This window comes from Mesonia profundi (assembly GCF_031085155.1).
In the GTDB taxonomy this organism is placed as follows: Bacteria; Bacteroidota; Bacteroidia; order Flavobacteriales; family Flavobacteriaceae; genus Mesonia; species Mesonia profundi.
In genome coordinates this window covers 34,969-50,129 of record NZ_JAVHUL010000017.1, presented here as the reverse complement: position 1 = coordinate 50,129, position 15,161 = coordinate 34,969, and the positions used below count along the sequence as shown (strand labels likewise).

General features: G+C 35.0%; 19 protein-coding genes and 1 tRNA gene. 7 read left to right on the top strand and 13 right to left on the bottom strand.

What is annotated here, in order from left to right; all coding sequences use genetic code 11:
• Positions 1 to 44: 44 nt before the first annotated feature.
• Positions 45 to 1,001: a lytic transglycosylase domain-containing protein gene (locus RBU60_RS07935; protein ID WP_308864257.1), complete on the top strand. Its 957-nt coding sequence runs from the start codon at positions 45 to 47 to the stop codon at positions 999 to 1,001.
• Positions 1,002 to 2,456: a cardiolipin synthase gene (gene cls / locus RBU60_RS07930; RefSeq protein WP_308864256.1), complete on the top strand. Its 1,455-nt coding sequence runs from the start codon at positions 1,002 to 1,004 to the stop codon at positions 2,454 to 2,456. It begins immediately after the preceding gene.
• Positions 2,457 to 2,607: 151 nt separating this feature from the next.
• Here the strand turns inward: cls and RBU60_RS07925 are convergent, their stop codons facing one another.
• From RBU60_RS07925 to RBU60_RS07875, 11 genes are all read right to left on the bottom strand, one after another.
• Positions 2,608 to 3,306: a TlpA family protein disulfide reductase gene (locus RBU60_RS07925; RefSeq protein WP_308864255.1), complete on the bottom strand. Its 699-nt coding sequence runs from the start codon at positions 3,304 to 3,306 to the stop codon at positions 2,608 to 2,610.
• 103 nt (positions 3,307 to 3,409) lie between these two features.
• On the bottom strand, positions 3,410 to 3,925 hold the full coding sequence (locus tag RBU60_RS07920) for a tetratricopeptide repeat protein (protein ID WP_308864254.1): 516 nt from the start codon (positions 3,923 to 3,925) through the stop codon (positions 3,410 to 3,412).
• Between the two features lie 76 nt (positions 3,926 to 4,001).
• Positions 4,002 to 4,772: a class I SAM-dependent methyltransferase gene (locus RBU60_RS07915; protein ID WP_308864279.1), complete on the bottom strand. Its 771-nt coding sequence runs from the start codon at positions 4,770 to 4,772 to the stop codon at positions 4,002 to 4,004.
• Entirely contained in the window at positions 4,772 to 5,359 is a 588-nt protein-coding gene (locus tag RBU60_RS07910; RefSeq protein WP_308864253.1) for an HNH endonuclease, read from the bottom strand. Before RBU60_RS07910 ends, RBU60_RS07915 begins: the two co-directional genes overlap by 1 nt.
• A complete protein-coding gene (map, locus tag RBU60_RS07905; RefSeq protein ID WP_308864251.1) occupies positions 5,334 to 6,137 on the bottom strand; it encodes a type I methionyl aminopeptidase in 804 nt (267 codons plus the stop codon). The genes RBU60_RS07910 and map overlap by 26 nt, the downstream gene beginning before the upstream one ends.
• A gap of 6 nt (positions 6,138 to 6,143) precedes the next feature.
• Entirely contained in the window at positions 6,144 to 6,554 is a 411-nt protein-coding gene (locus tag RBU60_RS07900) for a BT0820 family HAD-type phosphatase (RefSeq protein ID WP_308864250.1), read from the bottom strand.
• 6 nt (positions 6,555 to 6,560) lie between these two features.
• On the bottom strand, positions 6,561 to 7,160 hold the full coding sequence (locus tag RBU60_RS07895) for a TlpA family protein disulfide reductase (protein ID WP_308864249.1): 600 nt from the start codon (positions 7,158 to 7,160) through the stop codon (positions 6,561 to 6,563).
• Positions 7,157 to 8,668 (bottom strand): 2,3-bisphosphoglycerate-independent phosphoglycerate mutase, encoded by a 1,512-nt coding sequence (gene gpmI, locus RBU60_RS07890; protein WP_308864247.1) that lies wholly within the window; start codon positions 8,666 to 8,668, stop codon positions 7,157 to 7,159. The genes RBU60_RS07895 and gpmI overlap by 4 nt, the downstream gene beginning before the upstream one ends.
• Before the next feature lie 68 nt (positions 8,669 to 8,736).
• On the bottom strand, positions 8,737 to 9,477 hold the full coding sequence (locus RBU60_RS07885; RefSeq protein ID WP_308864246.1) for a M15 family metallopeptidase: 741 nt from the start codon (positions 9,475 to 9,477) through the stop codon (positions 8,737 to 8,739).
• Positions 9,474 to 9,914 carry a GNAT family N-acetyltransferase gene (locus RBU60_RS07880; RefSeq protein WP_308864245.1) on the bottom strand — a complete coding sequence of 147 codons (441 nt, stop codon included), beginning with the start codon at positions 9,912 to 9,914 and terminating at the stop codon, positions 9,474 to 9,476. The genes RBU60_RS07885 and RBU60_RS07880 overlap by 4 nt, the downstream gene beginning before the upstream one ends.
• Position 9,915: 1 nt before the next feature.
• Entirely contained in the window at positions 9,916 to 10,203 is a 288-nt protein-coding gene (locus RBU60_RS07875) for a GNAT family N-acetyltransferase (protein ID WP_308864243.1), read from the bottom strand.
• 160 nt (positions 10,204 to 10,363) lie between these two features.
• Between RBU60_RS07875 and RBU60_RS07870 the strand changes: the two genes are divergently transcribed.
• Positions 10,364 to 10,436 (top strand) — tRNA-Gly (locus RBU60_RS07870).
• 34 nt (positions 10,437 to 10,470) lie between these two features.
• On the opposite strand, the gene RBU60_RS07865 is transcribed toward RBU60_RS07870, so the two are convergent.
• Together RBU60_RS07865 and pepE are read right to left on the bottom strand one after the other, a co-directional pair.
• Positions 10,471 to 11,382 (bottom strand): glutaminase, encoded by a 912-nt coding sequence (locus RBU60_RS07865; RefSeq protein WP_308864241.1) that lies wholly within the window; start codon positions 11,380 to 11,382, stop codon positions 10,471 to 10,473.
• Positions 11,382 to 12,086 carry a dipeptidase PepE gene (gene pepE / locus RBU60_RS07860; RefSeq protein ID WP_308864240.1) on the bottom strand — a complete coding sequence of 235 codons (705 nt, stop codon included), beginning with the start codon at positions 12,084 to 12,086 and terminating at the stop codon, positions 11,382 to 11,384. The genes RBU60_RS07865 and pepE overlap by 1 nt, the downstream gene beginning before the upstream one ends.
• Before the next feature lie 103 nt (positions 12,087 to 12,189).
• On the opposite strand from pepE, the gene RBU60_RS07855 reads away from it, so the two are divergent.
• The 4 genes from RBU60_RS07855 to RBU60_RS07840 all read left to right on the top strand — a co-directional run bounded on the left by RBU60_RS07855 (position 12,190) and on the right by RBU60_RS07840 (position 15,150).
• Complete coding sequence (locus tag RBU60_RS07855; RefSeq protein WP_308864239.1) at positions 12,190 to 12,981, top strand: peptidase associated/transthyretin-like domain-containing protein; 792 nt, start codon at positions 12,190 to 12,192, stop codon at positions 12,979 to 12,981.
• 30 nt (positions 12,982 to 13,011) lie between these two features.
• On the top strand, positions 13,012 to 13,785 hold the full coding sequence (locus tag RBU60_RS07850; RefSeq protein ID WP_308864238.1) for a peptidase associated/transthyretin-like domain-containing protein: 774 nt from the start codon (positions 13,012 to 13,014) through the stop codon (positions 13,783 to 13,785).
• Between the two features lie 86 nt (positions 13,786 to 13,871).
• The gene (locus RBU60_RS07845; protein WP_308864237.1) at positions 13,872 to 14,657 is read left to right on the top strand and encodes a hypothetical protein; all 786 of its coding nucleotides are present in this window, start codon (positions 13,872 to 13,874) and stop codon (positions 14,655 to 14,657) included.
• Positions 14,644 to 15,150 (top strand): DUF6702 family protein, encoded by a 507-nt coding sequence (locus RBU60_RS07840; protein ID WP_308864235.1) that lies wholly within the window; start codon positions 14,644 to 14,646, stop codon positions 15,148 to 15,150. Before RBU60_RS07845 ends, RBU60_RS07840 begins: the two co-directional genes overlap by 14 nt.
• The last annotated feature ends 11 nt before the right edge of the window (positions 15,151 to 15,161 follow it).

Sequence of the window (15,161 nt, the reverse complement as noted above, 5' to 3'; positions counted from 1 at the left end):
AAGACCAGTTGAGAATTTCTTTTAAGAAATTAAAAAAATAAGCAATGAAATCAATAAAAAATATAGTTACCATCATAGGTGCAGTTACCGTGGCGGGAGTAGGAGTACAAGCCATAAGCTCTTTTACCCAAATTCCGGTTCCCAAAGAGCAAGTACGGGTACATAATGATCCAGAAAAAGCCGTAAAAGATTACAACGTTTATGCATTGGCTATTCCTGAAAATTTAAATTTTGCGGGAGAAAAAGTACCTACAGAGAACCCAGACATTAAAGAACGTATGGACAGGGAGCTGATGGTGAATACCTACTGGCAATCTAACGGTTTGCTTTTGATTAAAAGAGCAGAAAAGTACTTTCCTATCATCGAGCCTATTTTAAAAAAACACGGCATTCCTGATGATTTTAAATATTTAGCAGTAGCGGAAAGCGGACTTACGCAAATTGTTTCTCCAGCAGGTGCAACAGGGTTTTGGCAGATTATGAAATCTACGGCAAAAGAACATGGCTTAGAAGTAAATGAGAACGTAGATGAACGTTACCATATTCAGAAATCTACCGAAGCCGCTTGTAAATATTTATTGGAGTCTAAAGCTAAATTTGGAAGTTGGACCTTAGCCGCAGCGGCGTATAACGCAGGTAACTATGGAATTACTAGACAACAAGATCGTCAATACGTACACGATTACTACGATTTGCTATTGAATAGTGAGACTGGAAGATATGTTTTTAGAATCTTAGCCTTAAAAACGGTTCTTAGTGATCCAGGAAACTATGGTTTCAATTTTACCGAAGATGATTTATATCAAACCATTAAGGTGAAAGAGGTAAAAGTAGACACTGCAGTAACCGATTTTGGTAAGTTTGCGAAAGAGTTTGGAATCAATTATAAAATCTTAAAAATTCATAACCCTTGGTTAAGAGAAGCTCATCTTAATAATAAATCTAGAAAAGCCTATCAAATTGAGATTCCTAAAAAAGGAACTTATACGTATAAGCCCTAGATGCTAGACTTTGTTCAAAATAATATCTTTATTAGCTTGCTTATCATTAATTATGTGATAGCCATTGGGACGGCGTTTTTTATTATTTTGAACAATAGAAATCCCATCACTACCGTATCTTATATTTTATCGCTTATTGTACTGCCTTTTGTGGGTTTACTGATTTATTTTTTCTTCGGACAAGAATATAGAAAAGATAAAATGTTTAAACGCCGAAAAGTGTTTAATAATAAGAAAGTAAAAGAATGGGAAAAGAAATTACTGGTGGGAGAACAAAAACTAGATCAATACGAAGATCGTTTTTTAGATAACCAGGTAAATATTGTGAAACTGCTTCAAAACAATCAAAAGAAGCCACTCACTTTTGGGAACGATGTAGGGATTCTTCTTAACGGAGAAAAGAAATTTGAATCCCTTTTTAAAGATATAGAACAAGCGAAAGATTATATTCATTTAGAATACTATATTTTTAATTCAGATAAGGTTGGACTTCAGTTGATAGATATTCTATGTAAAAAAGCTCAAGAGGGGATTCATATACGAGTGATTTATGATTATGTAGGAAGTGCTCTTAGCGGAAAACAAGAAAAGCGAATGCAGTCTGCTGGAATAGAAATTTTCCCTTTTATGCCCGTTTGGTTTCCTAATTTAACCCGAAAATTGAATTATAGAGATCACCGGAAGATTGTAATTATTGATGGTACCTTAGGATATGTAGGCGGGATTAATGTTTCTGATGATTATGTGAATCCTTGTAAGAAAGGATACTGGAGAGATACGCATCTTCGTATAAAAGGAAATGCTATAAAATCTTTACAGTCTCACTTTTTACTGAATTGGAATTTTGTTTCAAATCAAGAAATAGAAATTACAGACTCTTTTTTTCCGAAGATGGAAAACTGCGGAGAAATAGCGGTGCAAATTGCTGCTAGCGGACCAGATTCTAACTGGCCCCATATTATGGAAGCCATATTTACAGCGATTAATTCTGCTGATAAAAGCATACATATTACCACGCCTTATTTTATTCCCAATGATCAAATTTTAACCGCACTTAAAACCGCTAGTAGAAGAGGGGTTGAAGTGAAACTCTTGCTTCCGAAAAAGGGAGATTCTTGGGCTGCAAAATACGCGACCAATTCTTATATATTGGATGTCTTAGAGTCTGATATTGAAGTCTATCATTATTGCAAAGGAATGATACACGCCAAAACGATGGTAATTGACGGAGAATTTAGTTCAGTAGGAACTTCTAATATGGATTACCGAAGCTTTGAGATTAATTTTGAAATCAATGCTTTGATTTATAATAAGGAATTCAGTCAGAAAATGATTGCTATATTCAATGACGATATAGAAGATTGTGAGCAGATAAATATAGATGAATGGAAGGAAAGAGGACTTGTAAAGAGACTTAAGGAGTCTTTTTGTAGACTTTGGGCTCCTTTGTTATAGTCAATTTGTTACGCATTTAAAAGCCGTTTAAAAAGATTTATTTTCTGTATCATAGTACAGAGTTAGCAAGGTTTTTTTGATTTAAAAACCATTCCAAGGTTTACTCCCTCCAGAGGATTATTTATTATAAGCTATAATAATTCAATAGGTGTTAGTTGAGTGCAAACGGAGTGGATGCTAAAAGTTCTTCTTCATGAGCCAGTATTTCAGAAACGCCCGAAGACAAATTATTAAAATTAAGATTGTAAGAGTTTTCAAAAGGATCTGTATAGGGAAGCTTGGCTGTACGATCGATATGAATTATTTTCTTATCAGAACCGATGTAAAAAGTGGTAGGAAATCCTAAAGAATGCTTCATCGTTCTTATAATATAGGCATCTTTGTTTTCAAGCTCATCCACATATACAATATCAATAAATCTTTTATAGTCGGAAATAACCTCCTTAACGTTTTTTTTCTTATCCCAAAAAAGGACAATAAAATCAATTTCATCTTTGTATTTTTTTGCCAGCTCGTTTAGAGCGGGGATTTCGCCTTTCCCAGGAACACACCAAGAAGCATAAGTAGTTAAATAAATAGGTTTTTTAAAATCGTTAATGCACTTCTTATTTTTACCTATACAATTGATATCAAAATTATCGATATAGGTGCCAGAAAGATGATTTTTAACTATAGAATCGAATAGAAATTCGGCGTATTTGGTATTGTGTTCTCGGTAAGCTTTTTGTGCTTTCTTTTTATATTTAGGTACATGAATGCTTACTGCTTCAGAAAAGAAGACCTTCCGGTCTTGTGCTAAAACAGAAACACTAAATAAGCCAATACATAAAAATTGTAGAAATAGTTTCATACTTTCCCTGTTAAACTTTACTTAAAGATATAAAAAAAAATCCCAACAAAGCCGGGATTAAGTGTTAACAAGTTGATTTATCATCAATAATTTAATAAAAAAACTATATTTTTTTCATTTGCTGCTTCATCATTTTTATTTGATCGGCAAGCATATCATGCTTATCCGCTTTCTTAGCCTCTTTTAAAAGCATTTGAGCTTCTCTTTTTCTTCTTTTAGACATGGCAATCCCAGCTAAGTTAAGCTTAGCCATCGCTAAATCCTGACTCATAGAAAGTCCTAATTTAATGGCTTTCTTGAAGTATTTTTCGGCTTTAGTCATATTCTTTTGAGAATACATAAGACCATGTAAATAGTAGTAGTATCCTTGTTGTTTCACGGTTAAGGCCGCTTCAGGATCTTTAATTTTATCCAACCATTTTTTAGAGCCTTCAAAGTCTTGCTTTCTTAAACGCATAAATGCCAATAAGATCATTTCGTTTTTGAAGTATAAAAAGACGAAAATTCCGGCAAGGGGAATAAGAGCAATTCCATTTCCTATATTCCCTTCAATAAATTGATACACTGCAAAAGCGATAATCGCTGCAGCTAAAAAAAGTTTTATATTTTTATGATACATGATGTCATTTTTAGGAAGCGCAAAGGTATAAAAGAAATGAAAATTTTGACTGTTTATCTGTGAAGTATTCTAATTATTAAATAGGCTTATGGCAAACCGGTAAGATTTCTTTAGGATCTATGCGATAACGGTCTATTTCTTCTAGAGTAAGTTCATTAGCGAGCGCTATTTGTTCTACCTCAAATCCTTTTTCTTTTAACTTGCTGAAATAATCCCGACCGTAAATTCTTACGTGATCGTATTGTCCAAAGATTTCAGCTCTCTTTTTGGGATCTGTAATGCTGTCGTCTTCAAAAGTGGTTTCTCTTTTTAGGTCCTGCGGAATCTGCAATATGGCAAAGCCACCCGATTTTAAAACCCGGTATAGCTCTTCCATCGCCAAATCATCATTGGGAATGTGCTCTAACACATGGTTGCAAAAAATAATATCGTAGCTATTGTCTTTAAAAGGAAGGTCACAAATATCTGCTTTTACATCTGCCAAGGGTGAATTTAAATCGGTGGTAGTGTATTCTAGGTGATTCATCTTTTTAAACCTTTTATAAAAAGCTTGCTCGGGTGCAAAATGAAGCATTTTTCGAGGTTTGGTAAAGAAGTCTGTTTTTCGTTCTAAGTATAACCACAACAGCCGGTGTCTTTCTAAAGATAGGGTAGAAGGCGATAGTACATTGGGACGCTGATGTACATATCCATAAGGTAAAAACGTGGAAAAGCTTTTCCCGTCTATGGGATCTGTATATTTTTCACCTCGAAGACTAACCGCCAAAACGGGTTTTGCCAAATAACTTAATTTGATAAGTATAGGCCTGGGAATGTGGTTAAGAATAAACCGAAATCCTTTTTTAATCATACTTTTATATCGGCCCAGTTTTCTCCGGTTTTAATTCGGTGCAATTGCATTTCAGAAACTCCAAATTGTTTAGCCAATACTTTTAATCTTGTTCTTCGATTGGGGTCTAAAAGCTTTTTTTTAAGAACAGTCGCTTGAGCAAAGCTGAGTTTAGCAAAACTCCTGCTTTTACTTTTTCTTTTGGCAATGACTTTTGGATTTTTGTCTTGATGAGCTTCCCATTCTTTTCGGTTCACCCATTGCAGGTTGTTTAGGTTGTTATCGGTTTTTTCATAATTTTTATGAATAACAAATAAGCCGTCTTTTGGCTTTTCTAAGAAAGCTTTTGCGATTAATTTGTGAGTGTAAAAATTATTTCGTTTTCCGTTTTCTAAACGCGTGTTAAAAATAGGGTAGCCGTTGATCTTGCTTCCCTTTAAAATCTTTCCGTGTTTGCTCTTCACGAAATTCATCACTCTACCTTTACTGGAAAGCGCTACTTCATAGCCTTTTGCCCAGTTTTCTTCAAAGTAAAATTTCCATTCTTCTAAAAGATTATTATTTAGGTAGAAACTTTCTTTATTTTCTAAATTCTCTTTCTTCATCACTTTCAATTCCTAAAGATTCATAAATGTAATCAAATGTCGATAAGAGTTCAGGCTTACCGTCTACCAAAGCTACATCATGTTCAAAATGCGCACTGGGCTTCCCATCTCGAGTAAGAATAGTCCAACCATCTTTAAGCTGTTTAATGTTCTTTGTTCCCATATTAATCATTGGCTCAATCGCAACGACCATGCCTTCTACGAATTTTTTTCCTCTGCCTCTTTTTCCGTAATTGGGCATCTCTGGATCTTCGTGCATGTTTTTTCCTAATCCATGTCCTACCAACTCTCTTACGACTCCGTAGCCGTGATCTTCAGCATATTTTTGAATGGCATAACCTACGTCACCCACGCGATTCCCTATTTTAAATTCTTTAATTCCTTTGTATAGCGAGTCTTTAGTTACTTGCAATAACTTCTTTACTTCCTCATCAATCTCTCCCACAGCAAATGTATAGGCGTGATCCCCATAAAAGCCATTTTTGATTGCTCCACAATCAATAGAAATAATATCCCCTTCTTGCATGGGCTGGTCATTGGGAATTCCATGAACAACTTGCGCATTGGGACTCATACATAGAGAGTTAGGGAAGTCGTAAAGACCAAGAAAACCTGGGATGGCACCTTCAGATCTTATAAAGTCTTCGGCGAGTTTATCTAACTGTAAGGTGGTAACACCTGGTTTAACTTCTTTAGCAAGTATTCCGAGAGTTTTGGATACCACTAAGGCGCTTTCTCTCATTAATTCAATTTCTTCTCTGGTTTTAGTTATAATCATATGCTTTTATTTAAAAAAGGAAAATAAGCCCTTCTTTTTTGTAGGTTTTAAGTGTTCTGGTTCTTCGTTCATGATATGATGATAGGTTTCTCCCCATCCTAGTAGTCCCCCAATATTTCTATCATCAATAAATATATCAGCATTAATTTTTCTACTTACTCTAGGATCAAAAACCTCTTCTGGGAAACTCTGGTTAACAGCGTAAAATACAATTCCATGTTTTTCACAAAATTTTACTGCGTCATCTAATTCTTTTCCGTAACGATAAGTCCATAAAATTAAACGATGTCCTGCCTCTTGAAGCTTTTTTAAAGTCTCAAAAGCAAAGGTTATGGGTTCTCCAATTTTAGGATATTTATTTTCTACAATGGTTCCGTCAAAATCGACTGCTATCAAAAATGATTTATTATGTGCCATAAATAATTAGTCTGCGTAACTGTTTTTATAAGATTGATTGGTTACAATTTTTAAAATATCTTCTTCTAAGGATTCTTGAGGAAATTCTACAAAACGATTCACTTCCTTTCCATTTTTGTCTATAAAAAGAATGGTAGGAACATATTCTATGTTGTATTTTTTCTCATAGCCTTGTTTTGTGTTTTTATCTTCGTCGGTAGTGATTACTTCCAATTGGTTTTGATTATAATCAATTTGATCTAGAAGTTTATAAAGTTTAGGTATTTCTCTTCGGCTATCTGAACACCAAGTTCCCATAAATACTTTTATACTGTAATCATCAATATTTTTATTAATCTTATCTACAATAGCTTGGTCTGGGTCGTAGGCTTCATAACCTGGCATGAACCATTCTTTTAAGATGCCAGACTTTAGGTCTTCTTCGTTAAGAATACCTGTATAAGTATCATCTTGCGGAGATATTTTTTCTTCGGAAATAATTTTTGTTTCGGTTTTTGTAGAGGTACTCGTTGTACTTAAGGTTTTTGTTTCTTTCTGAACTTCTTTTTGACTTTCACAAGAAACTAAAACTAATAACGCGAATAAAAGAGGGTATGTTGTTTTCATAATAGTAAGCTATTTTGAGTCATCAACTCGGGTTTATTAACGTCCATAAGCTCTAAAAGAGTAGGAGCGATATCACCTAATATTCCGTCTTTTATTTGTTTTCTTTCAGAAGAGATTAAAATAACAGGCACGGGATTAGTCGTATGCGCTGTATTCACAGAACCATCTTCATTTTTCATTTTTTCGCTATTGCCGTGATCTGCTAAGATAATAAAGTTGTAGTTGCCTTTTCCAGCTTCAACAATTCTCTTTAAACAAGCATCAACGGTTTCGCAAGCTTTAACTGCTGCCTCAAAAACACCTGTATGTCCTACCATATCTGGATTGGCGTAGTTAATGCAAAAGAAATCTTTATCGTTGTCTTCAATTGAGCCGACGAGTTTATCGGTTAATTCTACCGCACTCATTTCGGGTTGTAAATCGTAAGTCGCTACTTTTGGAGAATGCACCAAGATGCGTTCTTCTCCTTTAAATGGAGTTTCTCTTCCGCCAGAGAAAAAGAAAGTAACGTGCGGATATTTTTCTGTTTCTGCGGCTCTTACCTGAGTTTTTCCTACATATTCTAAGGTTTCTCCCAAGGTGGCTTTGATGTGATTTTTGTTAAAAACGACATTAATATTAGAAAAAGTATCGTCATAATTCGTCATAGTCACAAAATACAACGGAAGCTTTTTTAAATTGTATTGAGGTACATCTTCTTGCGTCAATGCATGGGTTAATTGCCGACCTCTATCGGTTCTAAAATTAAAGAAAATCACTACATCTCCTTTTTCAATGCTATGAGTTTTTCCTTCGGTATTCACTAGAATAGGTTCTAAAAACTCATCCGTAATGCCTTCATCATAACTTTTTTGAATATGACTTAAGACAGAAGAGCTTTCTTCTCCCACGCCATTCACAAGTAAATCATAGGCTTTTTTTGTTCTTTCCCAGCGCTTATCACGGTCCATAGCATAATACCTTCCAATTACTGAAGCTAATGTACTGTTGGTTTTTTCCAGCTTATGTTGTAACTCTTCTACAAAACCTAAACCAGACTTTGGATCTACATCTCTACCATCGGTAAAGGAGTGTACATACTTTTCTTTTACACCAAACTCTTGTGCCGCTTCCAATAATCCTTTTAAGTGATTAATATGAGAATGCACGCCGCCATCACTAAGTAAGCCTATAAAGTGAATGGGTTTTTCGTGACTTACCGCAAAGTCAAAAGCCTGTTCTAATACAGGCTCAGAGCTTAGGGATTTATTCTTCACAGCTTTATTTATTTTCGCAAGATCTTGGTAAACAATTCTTCCTGCTCCCAAATTAAGATGCCCCACTTCGCTATTTCCCATTTGTCCCTTAGGAAGCCCTACATGTTCACCATCGGTGCGCAATAAGGCGTGTGGATAGTTTTTGTATAAAGAATCTATAAATGGAGTATTGGCTTGATCTACAGCAGATACACTCTTATCGCTCGTCTCTCCCCAGCCATCTAAAATGACTAAAATAGCTTTATTCGACATGATCTTGTTTTGTCGCAAAGTTAAAGAAGATAGTCCTCTTTCTCATATAAAGTTATGCTAAAATTCCTTTACGGAAGTAATGCGGGATTAATATCTAAAATATGCTCCTGTTTATAAGTCTCTAAAAAAGATTCACTTAAAAATGCTCTTCCTTTAAGGTCTGTATCTTGGGTAATGATTTTTTGAAAATCAATGTCCTGATATGCTTTTAGCATCGCTAAAGATGTTTTTTGATAAGAGAAATGCCAAGGTTCTGGATGAAAGCCTTTACGTTTGGGGTTGTTGGTGTACACAATGTAAAACCCAAATTTTTCACTATGCTCATTTAGCCACATTTTCATCTCGCAATAAGGACCATCTTCATCGTAGTTTCTAGGCATTAAAACATTTTTGGGTTGCTTGGCTTTGGCATCAATAATATCGATGTCGGTTCCCCAATGGTGTCTAGAAGTTCCTGGAATGGTAGAGTATTCAATAATTTTCTTGACGGCATCCGTTCCAGATAAACCTCGTTTAGTATACCGACTGAATTTAGCATTAAAAATTTGCTTCTGGCGTTCGTAACTGCGGTAGGCAGAAACGATTTGAATATGAATCCCTTCCTTTTTCGCTTCCGCTTGCATCTTTGAAAAGGCTTTGTTTACTTCTTCTCGCAGTTGATAGCCTTCGCCATAAAGAGATAGATTTGCTTTTCCTGTAAGTTCATCTAGTGTAAATTCCTGAAGCCAAAGAGTACTCCAAAATGAAAGTGGAAGTAGACTAACTGCTGTTGTTGCAACACTTTTGGTAATAAAATTTCTTCTATTCATAACTCTTTGTACATCAAAAAGTGATCCCCAACGTCTTTAATATTGAATAAATTTCCCCTTACGGAAAAACCGAATTTCTCATAAAATCCAACTGCCGCTTCTCTAGCATTGAACCACAGAATATCAGCATGTTTTTTTTGAGAAACGCTTATCGCTTCTTCCATTAATAATTTTCCCAATTTCTTTTTCTGAAATTCTGGCAATACCGCCATTCCGCGTAAGCGTAATTGAGAAAGGTCTGGAAACTCAGGATGAGCCTCTACCATTAAGCTAGTAATTCCTGCCAATTTATTTTCGTAAAACAGCCCTAGGTGAATGCTAGATGGTAGCTCGTCTCCCTGCATTTTACACATGCGTATAGGTTTTCCATTTCGGAGCACCTCTTGGCGTATGGATAAAACCACCGCAACATCGACTTCTTTTATTTCTATATTCAACTTATGCTTTTATTTTTTGATAGGCTTCGTTTTCGTCAAATTTTACCTCGGCAAAAGGACAAAGCGGATCTATTTTATAATTGTTTTCTTTGGCGTAATTAACCGTATGTTCTAAAAGTTTTGACGCCAAACCTTTTCCCTCTTCCGTCTTTTTGGTCTCGGTACGGTCAATAACTAAAATATTAGGCTCTTTTTTTATATAGGTGAGTTCTGACACTATTTTGTTCTCAATTTCTAAATAAAAAATGCCATTGGTTTCATTCTCTTTATGCTTAATTGATTGATCCATAAGTAGAAGCTTTTTAATAATTGAAAATAATCTTCACTTCTAATTTAAAGTTATTTTATGAAAGTAGCTTGCTTGGATTAAAAAATAAATCAACTTTATAAAAAAATTAATTTTTTACTTGCTTCAAACTAAAGATAGTTAGTATATTTGCCATCGCAATGCGGGAGTAGCTCAGTTGGTAGAGCGTCAGCCTTCCAAGCTGAATGTCGCCAGTTCGAACCTGGTCTCCCGCTCAAAAGCCTCTTTTTTAAGAGGCTTTTTTTTATGTTAAAAAATGGAAAGCCCGGTAAGGCTAGTCAGTTCCTCTAACGCCCGCATCCCTTTTTCTGAATTTCCATGCGCATTAAGTTTGGGACTCCAAACGGCAACGGCATATTGGTGAGGATGTATGGCTACAATGCCTCCGCCAACACCACTTTTTCCTGGTAAACCAACTCTAAAGCTAAATTCCCCTGCTTCATCGTAAAATCCACAAGTCTGCATAATCGCGTTAATACGTTTAATGCTTTTGGTTTTAAGGACGCGCTCTTGAGTTCCTATAATTTTCCCCTCATTGGCAAATACCATAAATGCTTTTGAAAGCTGACTGCAAGACATCGCAAGTGAGCATTGATGAAAGTAAAAGTCTAAAATATCATCTGCATCGTTGTTGATGTTGCCCAAAGACTTCATATAATTCACTAAGGCGATATTTCTATATCCTTTACTTTTTTCTGAAGCTGCAACCTTTTCATCGTAATAAATATCGTGATCTTGGGCTAAATACCTTACAAAAGCTAGCAACTCTTCTTTGGGGTTTTCTAAACAGCTTATTAAAATATCTGCGATGACCAAAGCTCCCGAATTGATAAAAGGGTTTCTAGGAACTCCTTTTTCTTTTTCTAACTGAATAAGAGAATTAAAAGGATTCCCAGAAGGCTCTACATCTACACGATCCCATATTTTACTTTTATGCTTTTTGGCTAAGGTAAGAGTGAACACCTTCGAAATACTTTGAATCGAAAATTTCTCTTCACTATCTCCAATAAAATAATCTTTTCCATTGATGCAGTGTAGGTGCATTCCAAATTTATTGGGAGATACAAAGGCAAGCTCGGGGATGTAACTGGCCACTTTTCCTTGGTGATCAAAGCTCTCCAAGTCTTTTTCAATGATATTAAGTAAGGCTTGATAATCCATTAAGATAGGTTTTTAAATGAATGATTAGGCTTCACTTCTATAGCTTCTTGCTGCGGAATAAATACGCGAGCTTCCAAATCTCCTTTTAATATCAAATCTTGATCTTTCATGCGAATCCAGCTTCCTTCTCGTAAGCCTACCACAGGAATTTGATGTAGTTGCTGAAATTCTTTTATTCTCGTTTCCCGGGTTTCTCCTTTATGCGTAGAAGTGGGGTCTGGATCTAAATAATGTGGATTGATATTAAATGAGAAAAGTCCCAGCGTGTCAAACGATGGCGGATGAATAATAGGCATATCGTTGGTGGTATGCATCGTTTTACCACAAATGTTACTTCCGGCGCTGGTACCTAAATAAGCACACCCTTTTTTTATCTTATCGCTTAAAGCTTGCATAAGATCTTTTTGATACAGTTGAGAGACCAATAAAAATGTATTCCCTCCCCCGGTAAAAATGGCTTCTGCATTTTCAATCGCTTGCTTAGGATTTTCTTTTTGATGAATTCCCACCACATTTATATTTAAAAACTCCAATCCTTCTTGGGCTTTTTTAGTGTACTCCTCATGAGAAATGCCTCCTGGTCTTGCGTAGGGAATAAAAATAATTTCTTTTACTCCCTTAAATAATTCCGTTAAGGCATCGGGAAAATAACCTAAGTAGCTACTACCGTGAACGGTAGAGGTGCTTGCAATAATACAATTCATATATCGGGTTTTTTTATGTAAATTTATAGTATTGAAAAGCTACAAAAAAGAATTATTACTTTTTTAAGTTTTCTATAAGGTTTACTTAAAAACCCTAACCGCTATGAAAAAAAGATTGTTTTTAATAATTGTTTTACTGAATATAAGCTTCGTCCATGCTCAAATTGAAAATAGAGTATTTATTAAAGGACAAGTGAGTGTTGATAGTTATATGGATGCCGACGATATTAATATATATAATATGAATACGACCGAAGGTGCTGCCACTAGTAAATATGGGGAGTTTATTATTAAAGTAGGCTTAAATGACCGGCTCATGATTTCCTCTATTCAGTACCAAACATTTATTGTCATCGTTGATGAAGGGGTTTTGGAGAATAAAACCATCAATATAAAAATTAGCGAAGCCGTAAATGAATTGGATGAAGTGACTCTAAAACCTTATGACCTTTCTGGAAACGTGCAAGCCGATGTGACAAAGATAAAAACAGTAGGCGTAAACCGAACTAAATTATCTTCTTTAGAAATGGTGAACACCTATAATTATAAGTTTAGAGACGATAAAGATTCTAAGGTTGATAATATCGCGATAGATAAAGGTTATTTAACCAATGGGTTAAATTTTGCCAATATGTTTAGAACCATATTTAAAAATAAGAGTAAAGGAAAAGATGCTAATACGGAAGATATAGATGTGGCCGTTAGAAAAGTCTATAACGACGATTTTTTTAAGCGTAATCTAGACATTAAGAAAGAAAATATAAATGAATTTATTTTCTACGCGCAAGAAAATGGTTTGGAAAAGCGGCTGCTAGAAAAAGGCAATGAATTGGACCTTATCGAGTTTCTAATTGAAAAAGGTAAAGCTTATAAATTGCAACAACAAAACAATTAATGCGTCTTTAGGAGAGAAGTAACTCTTTTTATGCAAAAAAACTACCTTTTTCTCTTTATATGTATTTGTGGCTTCTGGGGAAGTAATGCGCAAAATAGCCAAGAATTTTCTGGTACAATTGTAGCCGATTCTATTGCAGAAATTCAGGTGAATATCGTCAATTACACTAATAAATTGGGAACGGTAAATGCCGCTTCCGGTAAATTTTCTATCCAAGCAAGTGAAGGCGATAAAGTTATTTTTTCTTCAGTAAAATATGAGCCTCATATCGTAGAAGTTAATTTAGAAATGCTTCAAAAGGAAAACAACCAAATTGTGCTTTTTCTAATGGTAAATGAGTTGGAAGAGGTGAATATTTCCTCCTTAACTTTAACGAGAGATTTATTGGCAGATGCTAACAATATGGAGCTGCAACCTATCTTAAGCGCTCAAGATTTAGGCATCCCCATTAGAACTGCTCCTAGATTAACCGTAGAGGAACGCAGGCTTTATACGGCAGCTTCTGGCGGACCTGTAGGGGTTTTGATTGATGTCCTTAGCGGAAGAATGGAAATGCTAAAACGACAAAAAGAATATGCAGATTTGGAACTGCTTATTCAGCAAAGTAGACATTTGGTTCCTAATAATTTATTAGAAGAAACCCTGAGCATAGATCCCATTTTGATAGACGATTTCTTGTATTTCTGCTCTAATCAAGAAAGGTTTAAAAAAACGGTCAAACAGAAAGATGCTTTTGTCATGATTGATTTTTTTCGAAATCAAGTGACAGCGTATCAGAAGTTTAAAAAAGAGAATTCTGAATGAGTTTTTTCTGAATCAGAATTATTTAGTTTTCCGTCGCAGCGGAAGCGTTTTTTTTTATGAAAAATAACACCATAGAACGAGTAATTATGAAATCACACATTCCTGTCTTAATTGTTTTTTTGTTGTTTTCAGGAGTTTCTTGGGCGCAAAAAAGAGTTTTTTCAGGAAAAATTATCGCCGATTCGATTTCATTTAGAGAAGTGAATGTGGTGAATCTTAATTCTAAACAAGGAACCATCAATCAAGCCAATGGAAAATTTAAAATTTCCGCGAAAGCGGGAGACAGCTTATTTTTTTCCTCGTTGCAATATGAACCTTACCAAATTACCGTCGTAGCGGAAGACTTTAAAGGTGAAAAGAGAATCTATTTGCTTCCATTAGTGAATGAGTTGGAAGAAGTGAATATTTCTGACCTTAACCTAACAGGATTACTCCAGAAAGACGTGGAAACTATAGAGACTCAACCTTATTTAAATGCGGCTAGTTTTGGATTACCGGTAGTAAGAAATAGATCTACCTTAGCCGAAAGGAGAATTTACACGGCAACCATTACAGGCGGAGGAATTATTCCGGTAGATCCTATTATTAATTATTTTTCGGGGAGATTGGCTATGGTTTACCGTCAGTTGGATTACGAAAAAGAAAAAGGACTGATGGAAAAAGCTTACTACATTTTTCCTATTGACTTTTATACCGAAGAATTAGAAATACCTGAACCTCTTATCGAGGATTTTCTTTATTATTGCATCAGCTTTAAACCTTTTAAGGAATTGATAGTCAAAGAGAAGCCAACTTTAGCCTTGATCGAGTTTTTAAAGGAAAACGCTATTAGCTACCAAAAGTTTAAAGAAATCGAAGATGAACAACCTTAAGAAGCTTATTTTTTTATTTCTAATCTGCTCCTGCTTTTCATTTAGTGGGGCGCATAAGTTTTACTTAAGTGTCACCAATGCAGAATATGTAGAAGAATCTTCTTCGGTTCAACTCATCACTCGACTTTTTGTAGATGACTTTCAGAAATTACTTCAAACTCGCTATGACAGTAGAGTGGAGTTGTTGAGAGATCAAGATCTTGCCGAAAATAATTCCTATATCGAGAAGTATTTCAGAAAAAAATTAAAAATAAACATCCATAATCAAGATCTTCAGCTTAATTTTATAGGAAAGCGCTATGAAGACGATCTTATTATTTGTTATTTTGAAATTGAAAATGTTAGAGCATTTTCATCAGTAAAAATTACCAATCTCTTGTTAACCGATTTGTTTGAAGACCAAAAAAACTTGGTTCATTTTGAGAAAGATGGGGAAACAGAATCCCTTTTATTGGTAAAGGATAAACCAACAGACCTAATAGAATTTGACTAAATTACCTATAA